Here is a 20,761-nt window from a genome sequence, read left to right as displayed (position 1 = left end):
TGGCATACACGATGATGGACCATGAAAAGGTAAATATCCTTCTGGTCGACGATCAGCCGGCGAAGCTGTTGGCCTATGAGGTGATCCTCAAAGAGCTCGGGGAAAACCTCGTGGTGGCCACCTCGGGCCGCGAAGCACTTGAATATCTCCTCAAGAATGAAGTTGCCGTCATTCTGGTCGACGTGTGCATGCCGGAACTCGACGGATTCGAACTGGCCGCGATGATCCGCGAACATCCCCGTTTCCAGAAAACGGCGATGATCTTCATTTCGGCCATCCAAGTCAGCGATCTCGATCGCCTGCGCGGTTACGAGATGGGCGCGGTCGACTATGTGCCGGTGCCGGTTGTTCCCGAAGTGTTGCGCGCCAAGATCAAGGTCTTCGCGGAGCTTTATCGAAAAACGAGACAGTTGGAACGGCTCAATGCCGAACTCGAGCATCGCGTTCGCGCCCGCACCGCGGAGCTGGAGGAATCGACTTCCCGGCTGGTCGAAAGCGAACAACGGCGCAGCATGGCGATCGCCGCCGGCAAGATGGGGTCCTGGGACTGGGATTGGGTCAACGGCGACTGGATGTGGGACGAAGGCCAATACCAGATCTTCGGCGTCGATCCGCAAACCTTCCGCGCGACCCCCGCCAGCGTTCAGGCTTTGCTCCATCCCGGCGATGTCGGCCAATTACGCAAGGCGATGGCCCGGTTCGCCAAAGGCGCGCGATCCTATGAAGCGGAATTTCGCATCAACCGGCCGGACGGCGAGATTCGCTGGTGCGTTGGAACCGCAGCCGCGACGCTCGACAGGGATGGCCGCGTAGTCGGTGTCAGCGGCGTGACCGTCGACATCACCGAACGCAAGCGCGCCGAGGAGCGTCAGAACCTGCTGACAAGGGAAGTCGACCATCGCGCCAAGAATGCCCTGGCGCTCGCCCAGTCGATCGTCCGGTTGACCCGCGCCGGCGATGTCAAAGCCTATGTCCAGGCGGTGGAAGGACGCATCAACGCGCTCGCCCGGGTCCATACCATCCTGTCACTGTCGAGCTGGCAGGGCGCCGAAATCAAGAAGCTCATCGTTGAAGAACTTGCGCCCTATTCCGCCGGCGGCCAGATCAAGGTCAGCGGGTCGGAGGTTCAATTGCAGCCGGCCACCGCGCAGACATTGGCGCTGGCCTTGCACGAGCTAGTCACCAACTCCGCAAAATACGGCGCGCTCTCCACCCTGTCGGGGCAATTGTCGATCATATGGCAGGTCCAGGCGAACACACTCGTACTGTCCTGGGAAGAAACCGGCGGACCTTTGGTCCGGAAGCCGGAAGTCAGGGGATTTGGAACCCGAAGTCTGATGACGAGTATTGAATCGCAGCTCGGCGGCGAAGCGCTATTTGACTGGCGTTCGGAAGGTCTGATTTGCCGCCTGTCGGTTCCGCTGGCGCAAAAGGCGGGAACATCCGAGGCGAACGATCTGGAAAATGACATTTCGCAAAGTGACGTCGTGTCCGGCAATATTCCAGAATGGCTGCCGCAATCGGCGAGGGTTTAAGCCAAGCGACCGAGCGTCATCGGAGCGCCGACGTTCGCAGAGCCCACCGCTCATCGACGGTTCTCCGAATCCCGGGCGAAACGAAAGCCGGCGGCCGGTGTTGTCATCGGTCATCAGCGGGAGTTTCGAATGTCCATCAGCGCCAAATCTCCTGTCTCACGCCGGGCCGTTGTCGGCGCGACCGGCACGGCCGCATTGGAAACCGCGGCTTCGCTGGCTCACGCCAGCGTGCAGGAAGCCGAACCGATGCCCGAGCATGGGTTGCAGAACCCGGCCGACAAATATCCCAAGCCACCCTACAAGAAGCAGTCGCAACCGTGGCCCGGTCTTGCCAGCAGGATGGAACCACGACCGGACCATGGCGAAACCAGTTATCGGGGATCGGGACGTCTGGCGGGCCGCAAGGCGCTTATCACCGGCGGCGACTCCGGCATGGGCCGCGCAGCCGCAATCGCCTACGCACGTGAAGGCGCCGACGTTGCCATCAACTACTTCCCCAGCGAAGAACCCGACGCCAGGGAAGTCATCGATCTGATCAAGGCCGAGGGCCGGATCGGCGTGGCGATCCCCGGCGACCTGCGGGATGAGGAGTTTTGCCAGGAGCTGGTCGATCGCGCGGTCAGGGGTCTCGGCGGCCTCGATATCGTGGTCAACAATGCCGGGCGGCAACAGACGCGCTCATCGATCCTCGATATCACGACCGAAGATTTCGACGCGACGATGAAGACCAATATCTATGCGCCGTTCTGGATCATCAAGGCGGCGCTGCCGCATCTCAAGCCCGGTTCAGTCATCATCGGAACGGCCTCCGAGCAGGCCTATGATCCCTCGCCCGACTTGTACGACTATGCGCAGACCAAGGCCGCGACGATGAATTACGTGAAGTCGCTCGCCAAGCAACTCGCCCCAAAAGGCATCCGCGTGAATGCCGTCGCGCCGGGCCCGATCTGGACTCCGCTTCAGGTGTCCGGCGGTGCGACGATGGAGAAGCTGGAAAAATTCGGCGGCCAGACACCGCTCGGCCGCGCTGGCCAACCTGCTGAACTGGGTTCGATCTATGTTCAATTGGCCGCTGCCGACGCGAGTTACGCTACGGGTCAGGTTTATGGTTCTGCAGGCGGCTCGGGCCAACCCTGAGCATCAATGCGTCACACGCCAGATCGTCCCGCTGCTGTCCTCAGAAATCAGCAGCGCGCCGTCGTGAGCCACGGCTACGCCCACCGGACGGCCCCACACATCGGAATCGTTGACCACAAAACCTGTGATGAAATCTTCATAGGCGCCGGTTGGAATGCCGTCCTTAAGACGAATGCGAACAATCTTGTAACCGGTACGCTTCGATCTGTTCCACGAGCCATGCTCGGCCGCGAAACCGTCGCCGCGATATTCGGCCGGGAATGCGTTGCCATTGTAGAACGTCAATCCGAGCGAGGCGGAGTGCGGCTGGATCAGGACATCGGGAACGGTGATCTTGTCCTTCAGATCAGGCCGCTCGCCGGCGTGGCGCGGGTCCTCATGGTCGCCGATGTAAAACCACGGCCATCCATAGAAGGCGCCTTCTTTCACCCGGGTCACGTAATCAGGGACGAGATCATCGCCCAAACCATCGCGCTCATTGGTCGAGCACCAGACGTCGCCGGTTGTGGGGTGGACCGCGAGGCCGACGCAATTGCGGATACCGGTGGCAAAGAGCCCGGCGTTCTTGCCGTCAGGATCGAAAGCCATCACCGCGGCGCGATCGGTCTCATAACCCCAGCTTGCGCCGAGTGGATGCTGGCTGCTCCATACTGGCAGTCCGCCCGCCGGAGCGCCCATGCCTTCGGCAACGTTGCTTGCAGAGCCGACCGATATCAGCATTCGCTTGTCGCCGTTGATGAAGGCGATGTCTCGCGTCGAATGCCCGCCTCCCGCGGGTAATGCCGCGACGACGACCTCGGGCTTTCCGGAGGCTTTGATATCGCCTGACTTGTAGGGAAAGCGAACGACGCTGTCGGTATTGGCGACATAGACCCACTGCGGATTGTCGCCGCTCGGAAAGAACGCGATCCCGAACGGCTGCTTCAACCCGCTGGCGTAGATCTCGTTGACATCGGGCTTCGATCCGCCGTCAGGCGCACGCAGAATACGAATGCGGCCGGCACGGGTTTCCGCCATGAAGATATCTCCATTGGGAGCGACCCGCAGGATGCGCGGGCCGCTCAATCCCTCGGCGAACAGTTCCACCTTGAATCCCGCCGGCGCCTGCGGCGTAGCAGAGGCCGGGCGCGGAACCGAGTGAGAGCCATTGGCGGTCGAGGGCGTGGCACCGGGTTTGGGCAGATCGGCCGGGGTTAGACGTCTGACCGTACCGGGCTTGTCGGCACGCCAATCGCCGAACGCTTTTTGTCCTTCAAGCGGCGGCGATTGAGCCAGTACCGGGCTTATCGAGGCCAGACCGCACACCAGCGCGAGGGCGGCTTTGTTCCAGTTGAGCGGCTGTCGCATCCGTTCCTCGCTTGATGGCCATGGCCATCAATGCCGGATCGATCATCGATCCCTATCGCGTTCGATTGTAACCACACCAGCCGTCAAGCGCTCTTCCGCAATCCCGTTTCCGGGATCACATTTTCTTTTTCAGGATGGAGTTTGGCGGCCGGCAGCGCAAAAATTGGCGTGCTGGATTCAGACCTGGGCCAGTTGCGGGCTTTTCAGGACATCGCGGCGGTCGATCGCGGCCACAAAACTCGCCACGCTCGCGCTTCGAAGCGGCATGAACGGCTTGTGTCCGTCGCGGCAATATTTCTTGACGTGCCCGACCGCCGAATGGCTGATGCAGTCCATCGGAAAGAAGGCGGCATCGGCCCGGCTTATCAAACCCGGCAAGGTCGCGAGATTTTCTTCAATGCCCCCGTCGTGAGACAGGAATATTCCGCCTCGCCTCGCGACAACCGCTTTCAACTGATCGATCAGCCCCGGGCGTCCGCCGACATACAGCACGGTCAGGCCGTCGAGATCGCGTTCGACCTTAGCGGCCGGCGCGTCCGCGTCATCGATCTTGAGTTCGGCTTCGAGCGCCACCACTTCGCGCTGAAGCTGGTCGTTTTGCTTGTTGAGCGCCGCCGAAAACTTGTGCGCCTTTTCGAGCTCGCCTTCGAGCTCCGCGACCCGTGCGGCCAATGCACTCGCATGCGCCTTCTCCGCATCCAGCCGCTGCAGCAGCGTGGCGGCGGTCACGGCGCCCGATATCACTTCCGCAGCGGTTCGTTCCGTCGATTCGCGCCGGCGAACCTCCATTTCGAGGCCTTCGACCTTGCGCACCAATTCAGCGCGCTCGCGCGCGCTCTCGGAGAGGCGCGCCTCCTGCCGGGAAATCTTCTCGTCGCGGTCGCCGAGTTCAAGCTCGAGCGTACGCAACCGCGTGATGTCGACCCGATTGGACGAGCCAACCATATGCGACAGCATGTGGACCTGACCAAACGCATCCTCGACAAGCGGACGATCGGTCGCGGGATGCGTTAGAACGGCCCAGTAGCCACCGGGGATATTCCCCTGCTCGAACGCCTCAAGCCAGAGCGCTCGCACGTCGGCCACGCTGGAGACTTTGGCAAAACGCCGGATCAATGCCTCATGGCGATTGTCCAGCATCTTGTTCAATAATTTTCCGACGAGGTCGTGCTTGCCCGCGGCCCGCACGCCGCGGCCATGCAGGATATTGTCGGACGCCGTTTTGGCCTCGGTGTCACCGAGCTTGGCGAAAAATTGACGCAACTCGGCGGCGGACAAACACGTCCCGATGATGGAGCAATGCAGCGACGGCGCGATATCCCAGATCTTGGATCTTCGGCCCTTTACGTCGGTGACGACAAGAGGCGCCAGATCGCCTCCCAGACGAGGTAACAGGGCACTCGTCACAGTCCGATGATGGTGATGGACGACAGACAGGTCAGACACAAGAATCGTTCCAGGAAACGTCATATTCTATTGGATATAACGATAGCCTGCATTCCACCCGCTGGCAATATGCCCGGCAGCCGTTCAAATGCCTGAAACAGCACCAAAATCGGGCAGCGGCTTCCGCAAAATAAGCATATGAGGTGTTCGTTCCGGCATGCGCGATCGCCCGCTCGCCGCCTTTACCTCGTCACGAAACTCAATGTAGTCTTGCCGCTACAACGAATTTACAAAAATGACCTTCGCCAAGAGGTCCGATGCCAAGGGAGCAGAACATCATGAACGTAGCGCATCCTGTGCCGATCTCACGCCATCCCTATGCCGACGGCTCCTACAAGAAGATGCTGATCGACGGCAAATGGATCGACGCCGCATCCGGCAAACGCTTCGAGACGCACAATCCCGCAACCGGCGAACTGCTGGCCACCGTCGCCGAGGGCGACGCCGAAGACATCAATCGCGCAGTTGCGGCAGCCCGCCGGGCTTTTGGGGGACCGTGGAGCAAGGTCAAGCCGTTCGAGCGGCAGAATCTGCTGCTCAAGCTCGCCGACCTCGTCGAGAAGAATTTTGAGGAACTTTCGCAACTCGACACGCTCGACATGGGCGCGCCGATCAGCCGCACCCGCGGCAACAAGCAGCGCGTGCTCGGGATGCTGCGGTATTACGCGGGGCAGGCCACGTCGCTGCACGGCGAGACCATCGAGAACTCGCTCCCCGGCGATATCTTTTCCTACACGCTGAAAGAACCCGTCGGGGTCGTCGGCGCGATCATTCCCTGGAACGGCCCGCTCGGCGCCAGCGTCTGGAAAATCGGCCCCGCGATTGCGACCGGCTGCACCGTCATTCTCAAGCCTGCCGAGGAAGCGCCGCTGACTTCGCTGCGGCTGGCCGAACTCGTGATGGAAGCCGGCATTCCGCCCGGCGTCGTCAACGTCGTGCCGGGATTCGGCGATACCGCAGGCGCGGCGCTGGCCTCGCATCTCGGCGTCGACAAGGTCGCCTTCACCGGCTCGCACGTCACCGGACAATCCATCATCCGGGCGTCCGCCGGCAATCTGAAGCGGGTGTCGCTCGAACTCGGCGGCAAGTCGCCGGACATCGTGTTCGCCGACGCCGATCTCGATGCGGCGGTGCCAGGCGCGGCGATGGCGGTGTTCGCCAATTCGGGCCAGATCTGCAGCGCGGGCACAAGGCTGTTCGTCGAAAGCAAGGTCTATGACGAATTCGTCGGCCGCGTCGCTGAATATGGCAAGAAGCTGCAGGTCGGCAACGGCCTCGATCCCAACACCCAGATCGGGCCGCTGGTGTCGGCGCAGCAGATGGAGCGCGTCTCCGGCTATCTCGACATCGGCCGCAAGGAAGGCGCTCAGGCGCTGGCCGGCGGCGCCAGGCTGACCGAAGGTGCACTGTCGAAGGGATACTTCGTGCCTCCGACCGTGTTCGCCAACGTGCAGGACAATATGCGGATCGCGCAGGAGGAGATTTTCGGGCCGGTGATCTCGGCGATCTCGTTCAAGGACAGCGACGAATTGATCCAGCGCGCCAACGCGACCACGTTCGGATTGGGTAGCGGAGTCTGGACCAAGGACGTCAGCAAGGCACACCGCGTCGCCCAAGCGCTGCGTGCCGGCTCGGTCTGGGTCAATTGCTATCAGGCGATGGACCCGGCGGTGCCGTTCGGCGGCTACAAGATGAGCGGTTACGGCCGCGAGTCCGGCAAGCAGCATCTGGAAGAATACCTCAACGTCAAGGCGGTCTGGATCAAGACCTGATACGGCAAACTATGGACAACGGCCTTTTGTGCGACGACGTGTGATCTCGTTCACAGAGGCCGCCGTCAGGCGATGCTAGCAACGCCGCACCGGACATGTCCCCGTCCGGGCGGTCCCCCCCAGCCGCAAAGCCGTCAAGCGATGACATTTCGCTTGGCGGCTTTTTCTTTTTCAAAACGAAAACGCGGGCCCTGCGGCCCGCGTTTGATCTTTCACCGATCCCTCCTGCGAGAGCCGAATCCTCAGACGTTGAGGTTCATCCAGACGGCCTTTGGCTCGGTAAAATTATCGATCGCGGCGGTGCCGTGTTCGCGGCCCAGACCGGAATCGCGCTCGCCGCCCCACGGCAACCGCACATCGGTATAGCCGTAGGTATTGATCCAGACCGTGCCGGCCCTCGCCTTCTTGGTGAAGCGCTGCACCCGTCCCATGTCACGGCTCCAGACGCCGGCGGCGAGGCTATAGGCCGTGCCGTTGGCAATCCGCAGCGCGTCAGCTTCGTCACGGAATTTGATGACGCTGACCACCGGGCCGAATATCTCTTCCTGCGAGATACGCATCTCGTGCGCGACGTTGGCAAACACCGCCGGGCTGATGAAATAGCCACGGTCGCCGACGCGCTGGCCACCGGTCGTCAGCATGGCGCCTTCCTTCTGGCCGATATCGACATAATCGAGAATGCTCTTCATCTGCTTTTCGGAGATCACCGGCCCGAGCACGGTCGCGCGATCGCTGGGGTCGCCGATGCGCAGCGATTTCGCCCGCGCCGTCAGCCGCTCGACCACCTCGTCATACGCCTTCTCCTGGACCAGCACGCGCGAGCCGGCCGAGCACACCTGCCCGGCGTTGAAGAAGATACCGGCCGCGGCCGCCTTGGATGCCGCATCCAGATCCGCATCGTCGAAGATCACGTTGGCGGATTTGCCGCCGAGCTCCAGCGACACGCGTTTGAAATTACCCGCCGCGCCCTTCATGATGCCGCGGCCAACACCCGGCGATCCAGTGAACGTCACCTTGTCGACGTCGGGATGATTGACGAGGGCATCGCCGACCACCCGGCCGGGACCGGTGACGATATTGAGCACGCCCGGCGGCAGGCCCGCCTCCAGTGCGAGTTCGCCGATGCGCAGCGCCGACAACGACGTCAGTTCGGCCGGCTTCATCACGATCGTACAACCGCAGGCCAGTGCCGGCGCCAGCTTCCACATCCCGATCATCAGCGGGAAGTTCCAGGGCACGATCGCCGCCACCACGCCGACAGGTTCACGAATGGTATAGGTCAGCGCATCGTCGCGGGTCGGCACCACTTCGCCGCTGATCTTGTCCGCCCAACCGGCATAGTATGTCAGCGTATCGATCGCCGCCGGCAGGTCCTGCCGAAGCACCGCTGAGATAGGCTTTCCGGCGTCGAGGCTTTCGAGTTCGGCGATTTCGTCGGCATGGATTTTCAGAAGATCCGCCCATTTGAGCAGGATGTGACCGCGCTCGGAGGCGCGCATCGTGCGCCAGGGGCCTTCGAAGGCACGGCGTGCCGCGGCAACCGCGAGATCGACATCGATCTCGTTGCCTTCAGCGACGGTCGCAATGACCTGTTCGGTCGCGGGATTGATGGATTTGAAGGTGCGGCCCGAGGCGGACGGGACCCGTCGGCCATCGATCAGCAGCAGCCTGTCCCTGGAGGCTGGAATGACGGTTGAGTGGTCTTGGGCATAGTCATATGCAATCGACATCATATTTCCTCCGGTTCTTGTTCTTTAACTTAGGAGGATATTTGCAGTATAAAATATGATATTGTGTGCCTATGGCTCACACATATATGAAGCATAATTCATAATACTGAGACACCCATGCTGGATATCGAGATCGAAACTGTCTGGCGATTTCGCAAAGAGGGCAGCCCGCAGACCGCGGTTGTCATGCTCGGAATACTCAACGAGATCCGAAAAACCGGAAAACTGACCAGCGCGGCCGAGCACGCCCATCTCTCCTACCGGCACGTCTGGAACCTGGTCGAACAATGGTCCGATTTTTTCGGCGTGCCGCTGGTCGAAACCCAACGCGGCAAGGGCACCAGACTGACAGCATTCGGCGAAAAGCTGGTCTGGGCCGGCGAGCGCATGCAGGCGCGCCTCGGCCCGCAACTGGAAAATCTGGCGCAGGAGCTCGCCACCGAGATCAAGCCGTTTCTGCACCAGCGCCCATCGGTGATCCGCGTTCACGCCAGCCACGGCTTTGCGGTTTCGAAACTGCGGGAATTGCTCGACCGTGAGCCCGGTATCGGTGTCGATCTTCGTTACGTGAGCAACCAGAATTCATTGGTGTCGCTGGCACAGGGCGCCTGCGACCTCTCGGGCGTGCATCTGCCGCGCGGCGAATTGCGCGCCCAGGGCATCCAGGTTTGCAAGGAATGGCTCGATCCCCGCGAAGACCGCGTCATCAGCTTCGTCACGCGCGAGATGGGGCTGATGGTCAAGCGCGGCAATCCGCTCAACATCGCCTCATTGCAAGACCTCGTCGATCGCAAGGCCCGCTTCGTCAACCGCGACCATGATTCCGGCACGCGCATCTTGTTCGACCAGCTATTGGCGCTGCACGGTATCGACGAAGCCAAAATCATGGGCGGACAACAGATGGAGTTCACCCATGCCGCGGTCGCGGCCTATGTCGCCAGCGGCATGGCAGACGCAAGCTTCGGCGTCGAAGCCGCGGCGCGTCAGTTCGGCCTGGATTTCATCCGGATTCTGACTGAAGACTATTTCTTTGTCTGCAAACGCGCGTTTCTGGAAACCGAGCCGATGCAGCGGGTGCTCGACGTCATGAAGGGTGGGGAATTTCACGCCGGGATCGCCACCCTGCCCGGATACATTGCGGCCAACACGGGCGCGGTCAGCAGCGTCAAGGAATTCCTGGAGAGCATGGACGCGAGCCGGTGAAACGCGATCTCAGGCGATCGGCCGATAATCGCATTCGAAAGCGAACGGCTTTGAAGTCGTCGCGGGCGTCAGACTGATAAAGCGCCCATGGCTTTGCAACAAGGCGGTCAGGTCCATGGCCTTTTCAACCTCGAACAGGCGATCCTTGTGCGGCAGCGACCAGCCGTTGGTTTGCGTCAGCGCCTTTTGCTTGGCCGATGCGGCGTCCGGCGCCACGATCAGGACGTTCTTGTGCAGCTCGGCGAAATCCAGCGGGCTATATCCGCCGAGATTGACGAAGAAGAGCTTGAGGGCCTGATCGCCTGACGGTTCGGTCGTCAGCGTGACATCGAATCCGTCGGCCTGTTCCACCGGTCCCCAGCAATCCAGATGCAGGCTCTTGGGGGTGCCCCACCATTGCTGACGCAAATCTTCGTAACAATCTTCCGGCGTGTTGCCGATCGAGAAGCGGACGTCATGCAATTCGACATTCGCATTGCCGCAGTCGCCGCCGACGTAAAACATGAATAGCTTCATTGCGAATTCGCCAATCGACGCCGATATCAAGTCGAAACGTCCTAGCAAACATCCCAGCCGAACTCCAGATCGCGCCAGAACCGATCATCCAGCTCGTCATGGCCGGGCCTGTCCCGGCCATCCACGTCCTTTTTTTCGAAGGTTACTGTTTCACCAGCGGGCATTCGCTTTCCGCGATCGGACGGAACGCCTGATCGCCGGGGATCGTCGCGAGCACCTTGTAATAATCCCAGGGATATTTGGATTCGACCGGCGTCTTGACCTGCACTAGCAGCATGTCGTGCACCATGCGGCCGTCCTTTCGGATCGTGCCGCCTCGCGAGAAAAAGTCATCGACCGGCATTTCACGCATTTTGGCCAGCACCGCCTGGCTGTCGGAAGTCCCGACCGCTTTGACGGCCTTGAGATAATGCGACACCGCCGAATAAACCCCGGCATGGGTCATGGTTGGCATCGCCTTGCGCCGTTCGAAGAACCGCTTCGACCACGCGCGCGTATCGTCGTTAAGATCCCAATAAAATCCCTCGACGAAAGTCAGGCCCTGCGCCACCGGCAGGCCCATGCTGTGGATATCGGAAATATAAACCAGGGGTGCAACGATGACGTGATCCCTGGTCAAGCCGAATTCCGTCGCCTGCTTGAGGGAATTGATGGTGTCCGAACCTCCATTGGCAAACGCGATCACTTTCGCATTCGACGCCTGTGCCTGCAGCAGGAAGGAACTGAAGTCGGAATTATTCAGCGGATGGCGCGCACTGCCGACCACCGTGCCGCCGAGCGCCGTGATCGCCTTCGAGGCCTCGTTCTGCAGCGAGATACCGAGCGCATAATCAACCGTCAGGAAATACCAGCTCTTGTCACCTTTCGCGACGAGTGCCTTGGCAAGACCGGCCGCATTCGAATAGGCGTCATAGGCCCACTGGATTCCATTCGGCGAGCATTGCTTGCCGGTTAGTTCGGTCGTGGCTGCGGTGACGTAAAGCGCGATCTTGTTCTTGTCCTTGACGATCTGCTGCACAGCAAGTGCAACCGCCGAGTTTGGCATGTCGGCTACCACATCGACGCCATCGACATCGAACCAGTGCCGGACGATGGAGGTGCCGACATCGGTCTTGTGCTGGTGATCCGCAGAGACGAGCTCAATCGGCTGGCCGCCGAACGTGCCGCCGGCATCCTCGATCGCCATCTTGGCGGCCTCGACGGACCCCGCACCCGCCTGGTCCGCGTAAAGACTCGACATGTCGCTGAGGATGCCGATCTTGATCGGCTTATTTGGCGTCTGCGCCTGAACGGATGCTCCGCCCAGGAAAATGATGGAAGCAAGGATAGCGCTTGTTTTCAGCTCAAACTTCATATTCACCTTCCGATATCCTTTTCCAATATCCTTGCACACCAATCGTCAGCTCGCTCCCGGCAATCCCACGACAGCCTCGATCTCGACCTTCATCTCCGGAAGCGCCAGCTTGCTGACTTCGATCAGCGTGCTGGCCGGCCGTGCGTCACCGAAGAATTCCCGCCGCACCGGGTTGATCACGGCGCGATCATCGATGTCGGTCAGGAATACCGTCACCTTGAGAACATCGGCCATGGTCGCTCCCGCCGCATCGAGCACGAGCGTCAGATTCTTCAGGATTTGGCGGGTCTGCGCCGCCGCATCCGCTCCGCCAACGAGTTGCCCCGCCGCGTCATGCGCCGTCAGCCCGGAGACGAACAGGATGTCGCCGAACCGGACCGCATCGGTATAATGACTGATCGCGGCCGGGAGCCCGGCCACCCTGAATTCCCTGCGTTTGGACTGCGTCATCGACATTTCTCCCTGCAACTCGCGGACCAGCCGCGATCAGACCGCCGCGATGGTCTGCACTTCGACCAAAAAAGGCTCCTTCACGAGCCGGTCGACCATCAGCAAGGTATTCGGCGGATACTTTCCGTTCGGAAACATCTTCGGGAATTCGCGCAGGCGGAATTCCATGAATTTGGGAATGTCCTGCGAGTGGACGAGATAGGTCGTGAACTGAACGACATTGCCCCAGGACGCTCCGGCTGATCTGAGCGCGGCCTCGATATTGCGAAATACCTGCCGGGTCTGGAGATCGAAATCGCCCTCACCGATGACATTACCCGCGGAATCGCCTGACAGCATCCCGGCGATGAACAGGAATTCGTTCGCCTTCACGCGCGTCACATGGGTGTATTGGCCCATCGGAGGCCCAAGCTCTTCGGGATTATAGATGTTGATTTCTGCTGACACAGGTTTTCCTCTCTGCGGCGTCGCCGCGATGACAGAACGAAGGTGCCGAAGCCGGCCACCGCTGAACGGACTATGCAACAGATCGGGGGACGTGCGACAGCGCCAAGCGCCGCATAGCGGCAAACGAACCTGCGCGCGACGGGAATACCTGCCGAAATTGCGGATGGTCACGCCTGCATCTTCGCCGAGCGTCGCGCGCATCGGCCTGACAAAACATCGGTGCCGTCACGCGCCCTGATTTAGGGCAGCGTCGCCGCAAAAAGCGGCTTAGCTTCCGCCGCCAGCCTCTTTTCGGAATTGCTCGATCAAATCCTTGCCGATGCGGGACGCCATCTCGTCCGCCACCGGTTGCATGGCCTTCATCCATTCGGCCTTTTCGTCCGGCGTCAGCTCATAGAAGGTCATGGTGCCCGCCTTCTTCATCGCTGCGATCGCGTCATCGTTTTCCTGCTGCGCGATGCCGTTGGCGTAGTCGGTTGCATCGTCCATCGCCTTTTGCACTTGCGACCGGATATCGGCTGGCAGCCCGTCCCAGAACTTCTTGTTCACGATCACGGCGTAGCCGACATAACCGTGGTTGGACATCGTTGCGTGTTTTTGGACCTCGTGCATCTTCTGCGTATAGACGTTGGACGGCGGGTTCTCTGCGCCATCGACCACGCCGGTCGACATCGCCTGATAGACTTCGGAAAAAGCCATCGCCTGCGGAATGGCGCCCAGCGCCCGCATCTCGGACTCCAGCACCTTTGAGGACTGAATCCGCATCTTCATGCCATGGAAATCGGCGACATGATGCATCGGCTTGTTGGCCGTCATGATCTTGAAGCCGTTATCCCAATAAGCGAGGCCTTCGATGCCCTTTGGCGCCAGCTTGGCGAACAATTCCTTGGCGACTTTGCCCTTGGTAACGCGCGCCAGCGCAGCCTTGTCGGGAATGATGTAAGGCAGGTCGAAAACCTCGAATTCCTTGACGCCGAGCGGGCCGAACTTCGCCAGCGAGGGCGCCAGCATCTGCACAGCGCCGAGTTGCAGCGCTTCAAGCTCTTCCTTGTCCTTGTAGAGGGTCGAATTGGCAAACACCTCGACCTTGACCTTGCCGCCGGTATATTTTTCCGCCAGCTCCTGGAATTTCAGCGCGCCCTTCCCCTTCGGGGTATCCGGCGCCACCACATGGCTGAATTTGATAATGATCGGCTGTTGGGCACTGGCCTGGTTGCCGATGGCCATTGCCACCGCGACCAAGCCCGACAAAATGGCGCTGCGCATGATTGGCTGCACGTGCGGGTTCCTTCCCTGTTCTGTTGTCGGGCGCCTTGATCAGCGCTTTCTGCCCCACCATGCCATGCGGATAAATCGGCTTGATAATGAGGCCCGCCAGTGCGAGCTAGTCTAGCATGTTGTCCGGTCATGACCATCTGGCCGCGCAACAAATCCGCTTGAAAGTTCTTCTGGAGAAGCTGCCATGAAAGCAGGACAGCCCGTTTTGCCCCTGTCCGGCATTACCGTCGTCTCGTTGGAGCAAGCCATCGCGGCACCGCTGGCCAGCCGGCACCTTGCCGATTGGGGCGCGCGCGTCATCAAGATCGAGCGGCCGGGCAAAGGCGATTTTTGCCGCGACTACGATTACGTGATGAACGGGATGTCGAGCCAGTTCGCCTGGACCAACCGGTCAAAGGAAAGCCTCGCGCTCGATGTGAAAAGCGATGAAGGCAAGGAAGTGCTGGATGCGTTGCTGCCGCAGGCGGATGTCTTTCTGCAAAACCTGGCGCCGGGCGCGGCCAAGCGGCTGGGTCTGGATGCCGCAACGCTGGTCGAGCGCTTCCCTCGCCTGATCGCCTGCGACATCTCCGGTTATGGCAGCGGTGGCCCCTACAGCCAGAAAAAAGCCTATGACCTCTTGGTGCAATGCGAGGCGGGATTCCTGTCGATCAACGGCACCCAGGAACAGCCCGCCAAATGCGGCATCGCCGTCGTCGATACCGCCACCGGCATGTATATTGTCAACGGCGTGCTGATGGCGCTGTTCAACCGCGAGCGCACCGGCAAGGGCATGGCGTTCGAAGTGTCCCTGTTCGACTCCATGACCGAGTGGATGAGCTATCCGGCCTATTACACCGAAGGCGCCGGCAAGCCGCTGGTGCGCACCGGTACGCGTCATGCGACCATCGCGCCGTACGGGCCGTTCAAGGCGGGCGACGGCGGCGTGGTGTTCTTCGGTATCCAGAACGAGCGCGAATGGATCGCGCTCTGCGCGCAGGTCTTAGGTGACGCGGCATTGGCGAGCGATCCGCGCTTTTCAAGTAATCCGCAGCGCATGCAAAACCGCGATGTGCTGGAGGCGCTGATCGAGCAGCATTTCGCAAAATTTTCGGCCGCCGAGGTGATGCAGCGGCTCGAAGACGCGTCGATCGCGAATGCGAACATGAACACCGTCGAAGCCTTCCTCAGGCATCCGCAGCTCCACAGCCGCGACCGTGTTCGCAAGGTCGGCTCGCCCAATGGGCCGCTAACCAGTTTCCTGCCCGCGATCATCATCCCCGGTGTCTCGCCTGTGATGGGCGATATTCCCGCCGTCGGCGAACACACCGAGACAATTTTGGCCGAACTCGGCCTGTCGACGAAGGCTCAGCCATGACCGCACCGCGACTGACCCGCAGCTATCTCGCCGTACCGGCCCATCGCACGCCGTTGGTGCAGAAGGCCGCGGCATCCGCTGCGGACGCCGTGTTCATGGATCTCGAAGACGCGGTCCCTCTGGCCGAGAAAGCCGCTGCGCTGGCGGCTGCTGCGGACGCGCTGACCACACTCGATTGGGGTCGCAAGACCGTCTCCGTCCGGCTGAACGCCATCGACAGCCCGTCGATCCAGCGTGAGATTGAGACCCTCGGTGGATTGAAGCGGCTCGATGCCTTCATTATTCCGAAAGCCGAGACCGTCAGCGATGTCGCGAAAATCAGCCAATGGATCATGGCCGCCGCGGGCCAACGCGATGCGCCTGTCGAGATCGAATTGCTGATCGAAACCGCGCGCGGGCTGGTCAATGTCGAGACGCTCGCGGCCATGGGCGGCCTGGTGACAGCGCTGCATCTGGGCGTCGGCGATTTCGCGGCGTCGATCGGCGCACGCAGCGCGGAAATCGGCGCGTCGCCGTCAGGATATCGGCATGTCGCCAGCGCTGCCGACGGCTATCAAGAAGTCCCGCTCGATCTCTTTGCCTATCCGATGATGCGGCTATTGGTGGCGGCGCGCGCCTTTGGGCTGCGCGCCATCGACGGCCCCTGCGGCGCCTTCCGTGACGCGAAGGCCACGACCTCCACCGCAATGAAAGCCGCCGCGATGGGCTTCGACGGCAAGCAGGTCATCCATCCCAGCCAGATCGAGATCACCCGCGACGCCTTTATCCCGTCCGACGAAGAGATCGCCTATGCGCATCGCGCCATCGCAGCGCTGCAGGAAGCCGAGCGCAACGGACAGGGCGCCGTCACGGTCGACGGCAAGATGATCGACTACGCGAATATCCGGATGATCCACCGCCTGCTCAGTTTCAAGGATGCCGGCTAGCCGGTTGAGACAGATCCGGCCATCAGCTCGAAAAAGAGGGGATTGAAATAGCTTCTTAAATTAGCTATTCTCCGACGCTATTCGCACCGTGCGCGGCCAATACGAGCCCGCAGGCCATGGAGGAGCACCGCGATGACGGGTCCCGGATCGAAGCAACCCCTCTCCGTAAAGAACGGCGCACAGCACATTCAAAGCGTGCGCGACGGCCGGTCGGTCTATCTCAATGGAAAGCTGATCCACGACGTTGCCGAACATCCGGCCTATCGAAATGCCGTCGCATCCGCCGGCGCGCTCTATGACCACCAGTCCAAGCCGGAAAATATCGAACGCATGACCTTCGATATCGGCGGCGGCCGCCGCGTCAACCGGTGCTGGCAGTTGCCGCGCAGCTATGACGAGCTGGTCGAGCGCCGCAAAGCGCTGGTCGAATGGGCGGAGATATCCTGCGGCTTTCTCGGGCGATCCCCCGACCATGTCGCCTCCTCGATGTCCGGCATCATGATGGGGATCGACGTGTTGGATCGCCACGGCGAGAAGTACGGCAAGGCCTTTCGCGAATGGTTCGACTACGTTCGCCAGGACGACATGTTCCTCACTTACGTCATCAACAACGTCCAAGGCGACCGGTCGAAGGCATTTGGCGATCAGGGCAAGGGCGCCGAGGACATGGTGGCCCGCATCGTCGATCAGGACTCTTCGGGAATCACAATCCGCGGCGCCAAGCTGTTCGCGACCAGCGCTATCATGGCGAATGAGATCTTCATCAGTTCCGGGCAACCCCTGAAGCCCGGAGAGGAACATCTCGCCTTCTCCTGCGCGCTGCCGATGGCCACCAAAGGCATCAACCTGCTGTCGCGCAAATCCTTCGAAGCCAGCGCGGTCAGCGAATTCGATAATCCGCTGTCAACCCGGTTCGATGAAAACGACGCGCTCGTTTTCTTCGACGACGTGAAAGTGCCCTGGGATCGCGTGTTCGTGCTGCGCGACACCGATATGTGCCGCGCCCAGCTTCATGATACGCCGGCTCACGTGTATCAGAACTATCAGGCCCAGATCCGGCTTTCGGTGAAGCTGCGCTTTCTCGTCGGCCTCGCGCGCGGCATTGCACGAACCATCGGCACCATCAATTTCCCGCCGGTCGTGGACGTGCTGGGCAAGCTGGCGTCGCAGGCATCTCTGATCGAAGGGATGATGCTGGGCATGGAAGCCGGCGGCGCGATGCGCGGCGAATATTTCCTGCCCAACAAGCATCTCCTGTATGCGGCACAGGTGCAATCGCAGGAGATGTATCCGGTCATCATCAGCACGATCCGGGAACTCGCGGGCGGCGCGCTGATGATGCTGCCTTCCTCCGCGGCCGATTTCGACAATCCCGATATCGCGCGCATGATTTCGTTGACGCAGGTGTCCCCCGTCATGAGCGGCGAAGACCGCGTCAAGCTGTTGAAACTGACCTGGGATGCCGTGGGATCGGAATTCGCCTCGCGTCATCTTCAGTACGAAATGTTCTATGCCGGGGCGCAGTTCGTCACCCGTGGTCACAGCTACCGCACCTATGATTGGGATCGCGCGACCGCGATGGCAACGCGGCTGTCGGACAGTTACACTCTGGCCGATTCCCGAGTAAGCGCAGGTCAGGCAGCCTGATGCCGGTTCGAGATGGTATCTTCCCGATGACACGAGGCCTCCCATGAAACTCGATATTCGCCGCCTGCTGTCCTTTTGCGATCACAAGGACGTCGAGGCCGGCCATCGCCATACAGAGCCGCTTCGGCGCGTCGCGGCCATCGCCATCGTCGGCAATCCCTATGCCGGCAAGTATGAGGAAAATCTATCCGAGGCGATCGAAGCCAGCGTCCACATCGGCCGCGTGTTGTCAAAACTCGCGACGGATCTCATGGGTTCCTACAAAACGGAGAGTTACGGCAAGGGCGGCATTGTCGGCCTCGGCGGTGAACTCGAACACGCCAACGCGATGCTGACCACGACGTTCGCCGCACCATTGCGTGACGCCGTCGGCGGCGCGGAGGCCTGGATACCCTCTTTCACCAAGCTCGCCGCGCCGGGCAGCCAGATCGATATTCCCCTCGCCCACAAGGACGCGCTCTATGTCCGGTCGCATTATGACGGCATGACGATCACGCTGCCGCCGGATGCGCCGGCCGCGGACGAAATCGCGCTGATCGTTTGTCTCGCCAATCGCGGCCGGCTCAATGCCCGCGTCGGCGGGCTCGCGGCAAAGGACGTCGTCGGCAAAGACGGCCTGCGATAACAGGGGAACGATGTGCGTACCGCGATTGTCAATATCGGAACCATCGTCACCGGCGACCTGAAGCAACCGTTCGCATCAGGCGATAGCATCCTGCTCGATGGCGGATCGATTGCCGCTGTAGGAACGCTGTCGGCCGATACGGTGGCCGGATGCGACGTTGTCGTTGACGCAGCCGGGACGACGGCGATCCCCGGTCTGATCGACAGCCATGTCCACATTACGTTCGGCGACTACACTCCACGCCAGCGCGTGGTCGGGTATCTCGAAAGCTATTTGCATGGCGGCACCACCACATCGATCACCGCATCGGAAGTGCATGTCCCCGGCCGCCCAAAGGATGCTGCAGGCGTGAAAGCCCTGGCGCTGGCTGCACGCGCCTGCTTTCTCGATTATCGGCCCGGCGGGATGCGCGTCCACGCGGGTTCGATCATTCTCGAGCCGGGCCTGAGCGAAACCGATCTCAAAGACTTGGTCGCACAGGGCTTGTGGCTGGCGAAAGCCGGCTTTGGCGCGTTCGAAACTCCCTTCGACTATGCGCCGCTGATGCAGGTCGCTCGCCGATTGGGGATGGTGACGACCATGCACACCGGCGGCTCCTCGATTCCGGGATCGTCGGGGATATGGGCCGAGCATGTGCTGGCCTCCAATCCCACCGTGTCTTTCCACGTCAATGGCGGTCCGGTCGCGATGCCCGAGGCTGGTTTTGCGCGGCTGGTGAACGAAAGCGATATCGCGCTGCAACTCTGCACCGCCGGCAATCTGCGCACCGCCTTGCTGACGGCGAAATTACTCGATGAGGCCGGCCAGCCCGAGCGGCTGCTGATCGCGACGGATACGCCGACCGGCAGCGGCATCATGCCGCTCGGCATGTTCTACACCATCAGTCACCTCGCGAGCCTCGGCAACATGCCGCCGGAACAGGCGATCGCGGCGGCGACCGGCAACAATGCCCGGGTATACCGGCTGAATTCTGGATTGCTTCAACCGGGCAAAGACGCCGATGTCGTCTTGATCGACGCCTGCGCCGGCGGCTCTCAGCCCGACGCCCTCTCCGCGCTGCGCAATGGCGACGTGCCCGCGGTATCAGCGGTTTTCACCGACGGCGTGCCGCGCTTCGTCGGCCGTAGCCGCAACACGCCGGCATCGATACGCGACGTCAAAGTCGCGCAGTGCAAACTGCCGCGGGATTTTTCAGGGGCCGCGCACTGACCGCGACATCAAGATAAACCGCATACCGTGAGCTGAAACGAATGGCACGAGAACGACTGGCGGCCTCCTCAAAGATCAAGTCGCCGCCGCCGAAACCGGCGCGACAAGCCGCACTGACAGTCGCGCGGCCGGAACTGCTGATTGACGGCTCCGACCAGAAATTCCGCAGTCTGGTTCATAACCTCTTTGGTTTTCTGGCCCGTCATTCGTCGGTGCGCGAAGGCCACGCCGCGCTGATCGGCCTTGCCGGTATCGAATACACGATGCTGATTTCGATCGGACACCTTTCGGCAGACGGCAATGTCAGCGTCAAGGACGTCGCCGATCACCTGCATCTTAGCGGCGCGTTCACCACAGTCATTACCAACAAGCTGCTGCAGAAGGGCTTGATCGAAAAGGCCGGCCATCCCGTCGACAAGCGCCGGCTGTGCCTGAGCGTCACGGCGCGCGGGCGCGACATGCTGGAACGGCTCGCACCGATCCAGCGGCAGGTCAACGATGTCGAGTTCGGCTGCCTTAACGCCAGGGAATTTGCCTCGCTGGTCGACATGGTCGAACGTCTCGTCACATCGAGCGAACAGGCGATGGCGCTGCAACGATATCTATCGGAATCCAGCGCCAAGCCGAACATCACCAAGCTCGATGTACCGCCAAAGTCAGCCCGCAAGAGAGGATCGTCGTAGCCGCGGCTCTGGCCTGCTGGACGGCCCGCCGCCCCTGAGATACCTTTGTAATAAATCTAACTTTCAAAGCTGTCCAATATGTGTTTGTCTCGGCTGAAT

18 protein-coding genes are annotated in these 20,761 nt (G+C 61.2%); 10 read left to right on the top strand and 8 right to left on the bottom strand.

Translation table 11 applies throughout. The features are described 5' to 3' along the window. Positions 1 to 14 precede the first annotated feature (14 nt). A complete protein-coding gene (locus tag HB676_RS03850) occupies positions 15 to 1,535 on the top strand; it encodes an HWE histidine kinase domain-containing protein (RefSeq protein ID WP_213736599.1) in 1,521 nt (506 codons plus the stop codon). A gap of 129 nt (positions 1,536 to 1,664) precedes the next feature. After that, on the top strand, positions 1,665 to 2,672 hold the full coding sequence (locus HB676_RS03845; RefSeq protein WP_213736344.1) for an SDR family oxidoreductase: 1,008 nt from the start codon (positions 1,665 to 1,667) through the stop codon (positions 2,670 to 2,672). A 3-nt stretch (positions 2,673 to 2,675) separates the two neighbouring features. Here HB676_RS03845 and HB676_RS03840 read toward each other — a convergent pair whose 3' ends face one another. Continuing rightward, entirely contained in the window at positions 2,676 to 4,019 is a 1,344-nt protein-coding gene (locus HB676_RS03840) for a sorbosone dehydrogenase family protein (RefSeq protein WP_213736343.1), read from the bottom strand. A 177-nt stretch (positions 4,020 to 4,196) separates the two neighbouring features. Then, positions 4,197 to 5,465 carry a DUF2325 domain-containing protein gene (locus HB676_RS03835; protein WP_213736342.1) on the bottom strand — a complete coding sequence of 423 codons (1,269 nt, stop codon included), beginning with the start codon at positions 5,463 to 5,465 and terminating at the stop codon, positions 4,197 to 4,199. Positions 5,466 to 5,743: 278 nt separating this feature from the next. On the opposite strand from HB676_RS03835, the gene HB676_RS03830 reads away from it, so the two are divergent. Next, positions 5,744 to 7,237: an aldehyde dehydrogenase family protein gene (locus HB676_RS03830; protein WP_213736341.1), complete on the top strand. Its 1,494-nt coding sequence runs from the start codon at positions 5,744 to 5,746 to the stop codon at positions 7,235 to 7,237. Between the two features lie 242 nt (positions 7,238 to 7,479). On the opposite strand, the gene HB676_RS03825 is transcribed toward HB676_RS03830, so the two are convergent. Continuing rightward, positions 7,480 to 8,967, bottom strand: a complete 1,488-nt coding sequence (locus tag HB676_RS03825; protein ID WP_213736340.1) for an aldehyde dehydrogenase family protein — start codon at positions 8,965 to 8,967, stop codon at positions 7,480 to 7,482. 117 nt (positions 8,968 to 9,084) lie between these two features. Between HB676_RS03825 and HB676_RS03820 the strand changes: the two genes are divergently transcribed. After that, positions 9,085 to 10,170 carry a substrate-binding domain-containing protein gene (locus HB676_RS03820; protein WP_213736339.1) on the top strand — a complete coding sequence of 362 codons (1,086 nt, stop codon included), beginning with the start codon at positions 9,085 to 9,087 and terminating at the stop codon, positions 10,168 to 10,170. A 9-nt stretch (positions 10,171 to 10,179) separates the two neighbouring features. Here HB676_RS03820 and HB676_RS03815 read toward each other — a convergent pair whose 3' ends face one another. The 5 genes from HB676_RS03815 to HB676_RS03795 form a co-directional block, all read right to left on the bottom strand. Beyond that, a complete protein-coding gene (locus HB676_RS03815) occupies positions 10,180 to 10,686 on the bottom strand; it encodes a DUF1543 domain-containing protein (RefSeq protein WP_213736338.1) in 507 nt (168 codons plus the stop codon). Positions 10,687 to 10,828: 142 nt separating this feature from the next. Beyond that, on the bottom strand, positions 10,829 to 12,040 hold the full coding sequence (locus tag HB676_RS03810; RefSeq protein ID WP_213736337.1) for an ABC transporter substrate-binding protein: 1,212 nt from the start codon (positions 12,038 to 12,040) through the stop codon (positions 10,829 to 10,831). Between the two features lie 45 nt (positions 12,041 to 12,085). Next, on the bottom strand, positions 12,086 to 12,490 hold the full coding sequence (locus tag HB676_RS03805) for a RidA family protein (RefSeq protein WP_213736336.1): 405 nt from the start codon (positions 12,488 to 12,490) through the stop codon (positions 12,086 to 12,088). Between the two features lie 36 nt (positions 12,491 to 12,526). Continuing rightward, a complete protein-coding gene (locus HB676_RS03800; RefSeq protein WP_346347252.1) occupies positions 12,527 to 12,937 on the bottom strand; it encodes a RidA family protein in 411 nt (136 codons plus the stop codon). A gap of 267 nt (positions 12,938 to 13,204) precedes the next feature. Further along, positions 13,205 to 14,203: a TRAP transporter substrate-binding protein gene (locus tag HB676_RS03795; RefSeq protein ID WP_213736335.1), complete on the bottom strand. Its 999-nt coding sequence runs from the start codon at positions 14,201 to 14,203 to the stop codon at positions 13,205 to 13,207. A 196-nt stretch (positions 14,204 to 14,399) separates the two neighbouring features. Here HB676_RS03795 and HB676_RS03790 point away from each other — a divergent pair, with 196 nt between their 5' ends. The 6 genes from HB676_RS03790 to HB676_RS03765 all read left to right on the top strand — a co-directional run bounded on the left by HB676_RS03790 (position 14,400) and on the right by HB676_RS03765 (position 20,662). After that, on the top strand, positions 14,400 to 15,572 hold the full coding sequence (locus HB676_RS03790; RefSeq protein ID WP_213736334.1) for a CaiB/BaiF CoA-transferase family protein: 1,173 nt from the start codon (positions 14,400 to 14,402) through the stop codon (positions 15,570 to 15,572). Next, positions 15,569 to 16,498, top strand: coding sequence for a CoA ester lyase (locus tag HB676_RS03785; RefSeq protein ID WP_213736333.1), 930 nt, complete (start codon positions 15,569 to 15,571; stop codon positions 16,496 to 16,498). The genes HB676_RS03790 and HB676_RS03785 overlap by 4 nt, the downstream gene beginning before the upstream one ends. Before the next feature lie 132 nt (positions 16,499 to 16,630). Beyond that, entirely contained in the window at positions 16,631 to 18,145 is a 1,515-nt protein-coding gene (locus HB676_RS03780; RefSeq protein ID WP_213736332.1) for a 4-hydroxyphenylacetate 3-hydroxylase N-terminal domain-containing protein, read from the top strand. A 43-nt stretch (positions 18,146 to 18,188) separates the two neighbouring features. After that, positions 18,189 to 18,770, top strand: a complete 582-nt coding sequence (locus HB676_RS03775; protein WP_213736331.1) for an amino acid synthesis family protein — start codon at positions 18,189 to 18,191, stop codon at positions 18,768 to 18,770. Positions 18,771 to 18,782: 12 nt separating this feature from the next. After that, complete coding sequence (locus HB676_RS03770; protein WP_213736330.1) at positions 18,783 to 19,979, top strand: amidohydrolase family protein; 1,197 nt, start codon at positions 18,783 to 18,785, stop codon at positions 19,977 to 19,979. 41 nt (positions 19,980 to 20,020) lie between these two features. Then, positions 20,021 to 20,662, top strand: a complete 642-nt coding sequence (locus tag HB676_RS03765) for a MarR family winged helix-turn-helix transcriptional regulator (protein ID WP_213736329.1) — start codon at positions 20,021 to 20,023, stop codon at positions 20,660 to 20,662. Positions 20,663 to 20,761 lie beyond the last annotated feature (99 nt).

This window comes from Bradyrhizobium sp. dw_411 (assembly GCF_018449695.1).
Taxonomy (GTDB): domain Bacteria; phylum Pseudomonadota; class Alphaproteobacteria; order Rhizobiales; family Xanthobacteraceae; genus Bradyrhizobium.
The sequence above is the reverse complement of the archived record's forward strand: the minus strand, read 5'-3'. Positions and strand labels throughout refer to the sequence as shown.

What these genes read in the sequence shown, in the direction of transcription:
- HB676_RS03850 (WP_213736599.1), top strand. Translation starts at nt 15, where the DNA reads ATGGACCATGAAAAGGTAAATATCCTTCTGGTCGACGATCAGCCGGCG.
- HB676_RS03845 (WP_213736344.1), top strand. Translation starts at nt 1,665, where the DNA reads ATGTCCATCAGCGCCAAATCTCCTGTCTCACGCCGGGCCGTTGTCGGC.
- HB676_RS03840 (WP_213736343.1), bottom strand. Translation starts at nt 4,019, where the DNA reads ATGCGACAGCCGCTCAACTGGAACAAAGCCGCCCTCGCGCTGGTGTGC.
- HB676_RS03830 (WP_213736341.1), top strand. Translation starts at nt 5,744, where the DNA reads ATGAACGTAGCGCATCCTGTGCCGATCTCACGCCATCCCTATGCCGAC.
- HB676_RS03825 (WP_213736340.1), bottom strand. Translation starts at nt 8,967, where the DNA reads ATGTCGATTGCATATGACTATGCCCAAGACCACTCAACCGTCATTCCA.
- HB676_RS03820 (WP_213736339.1), top strand. Translation starts at nt 9,085, where the DNA reads ATGCTGGATATCGAGATCGAAACTGTCTGGCGATTTCGCAAAGAGGGC.
- HB676_RS03815 (WP_213736338.1), bottom strand. Translation starts at nt 10,686, where the DNA reads ATGAAGCTATTCATGTTTTACGTCGGCGGCGACTGCGGCAATGCGAAT.
- HB676_RS03810 (WP_213736337.1), bottom strand. Translation starts at nt 12,040, where the DNA reads ATGAAGTTTGAGCTGAAAACAAGCGCTATCCTTGCTTCCATCATTTTC.
- HB676_RS03805 (WP_213736336.1), bottom strand. Translation starts at nt 12,490, where the DNA reads ATGACGCAGTCCAAACGCAGGGAATTCAGGGTGGCCGGGCTCCCGGCC.
- HB676_RS03795 (WP_213736335.1), bottom strand. Translation starts at nt 14,203, where the DNA reads ATGCGCAGCGCCATTTTGTCGGGCTTGGTCGCGGTGGCAATGGCCATC.
- HB676_RS03790 (WP_213736334.1), top strand. Translation starts at nt 14,400, where the DNA reads ATGAAAGCAGGACAGCCCGTTTTGCCCCTGTCCGGCATTACCGTCGTC.
- HB676_RS03785 (WP_213736333.1), top strand. Translation starts at nt 15,569, where the DNA reads ATGACCGCACCGCGACTGACCCGCAGCTATCTCGCCGTACCGGCCCAT.
- HB676_RS03780 (WP_213736332.1), top strand. Translation starts at nt 16,631, where the DNA reads ATGACGGGTCCCGGATCGAAGCAACCCCTCTCCGTAAAGAACGGCGCA.
- HB676_RS03775 (WP_213736331.1), top strand. Translation starts at nt 18,189, where the DNA reads ATGAAACTCGATATTCGCCGCCTGCTGTCCTTTTGCGATCACAAGGAC.
- HB676_RS03765 (WP_213736329.1), top strand. Translation starts at nt 20,021, where the DNA reads ATGGCACGAGAACGACTGGCGGCCTCCTCAAAGATCAAGTCGCCGCCG.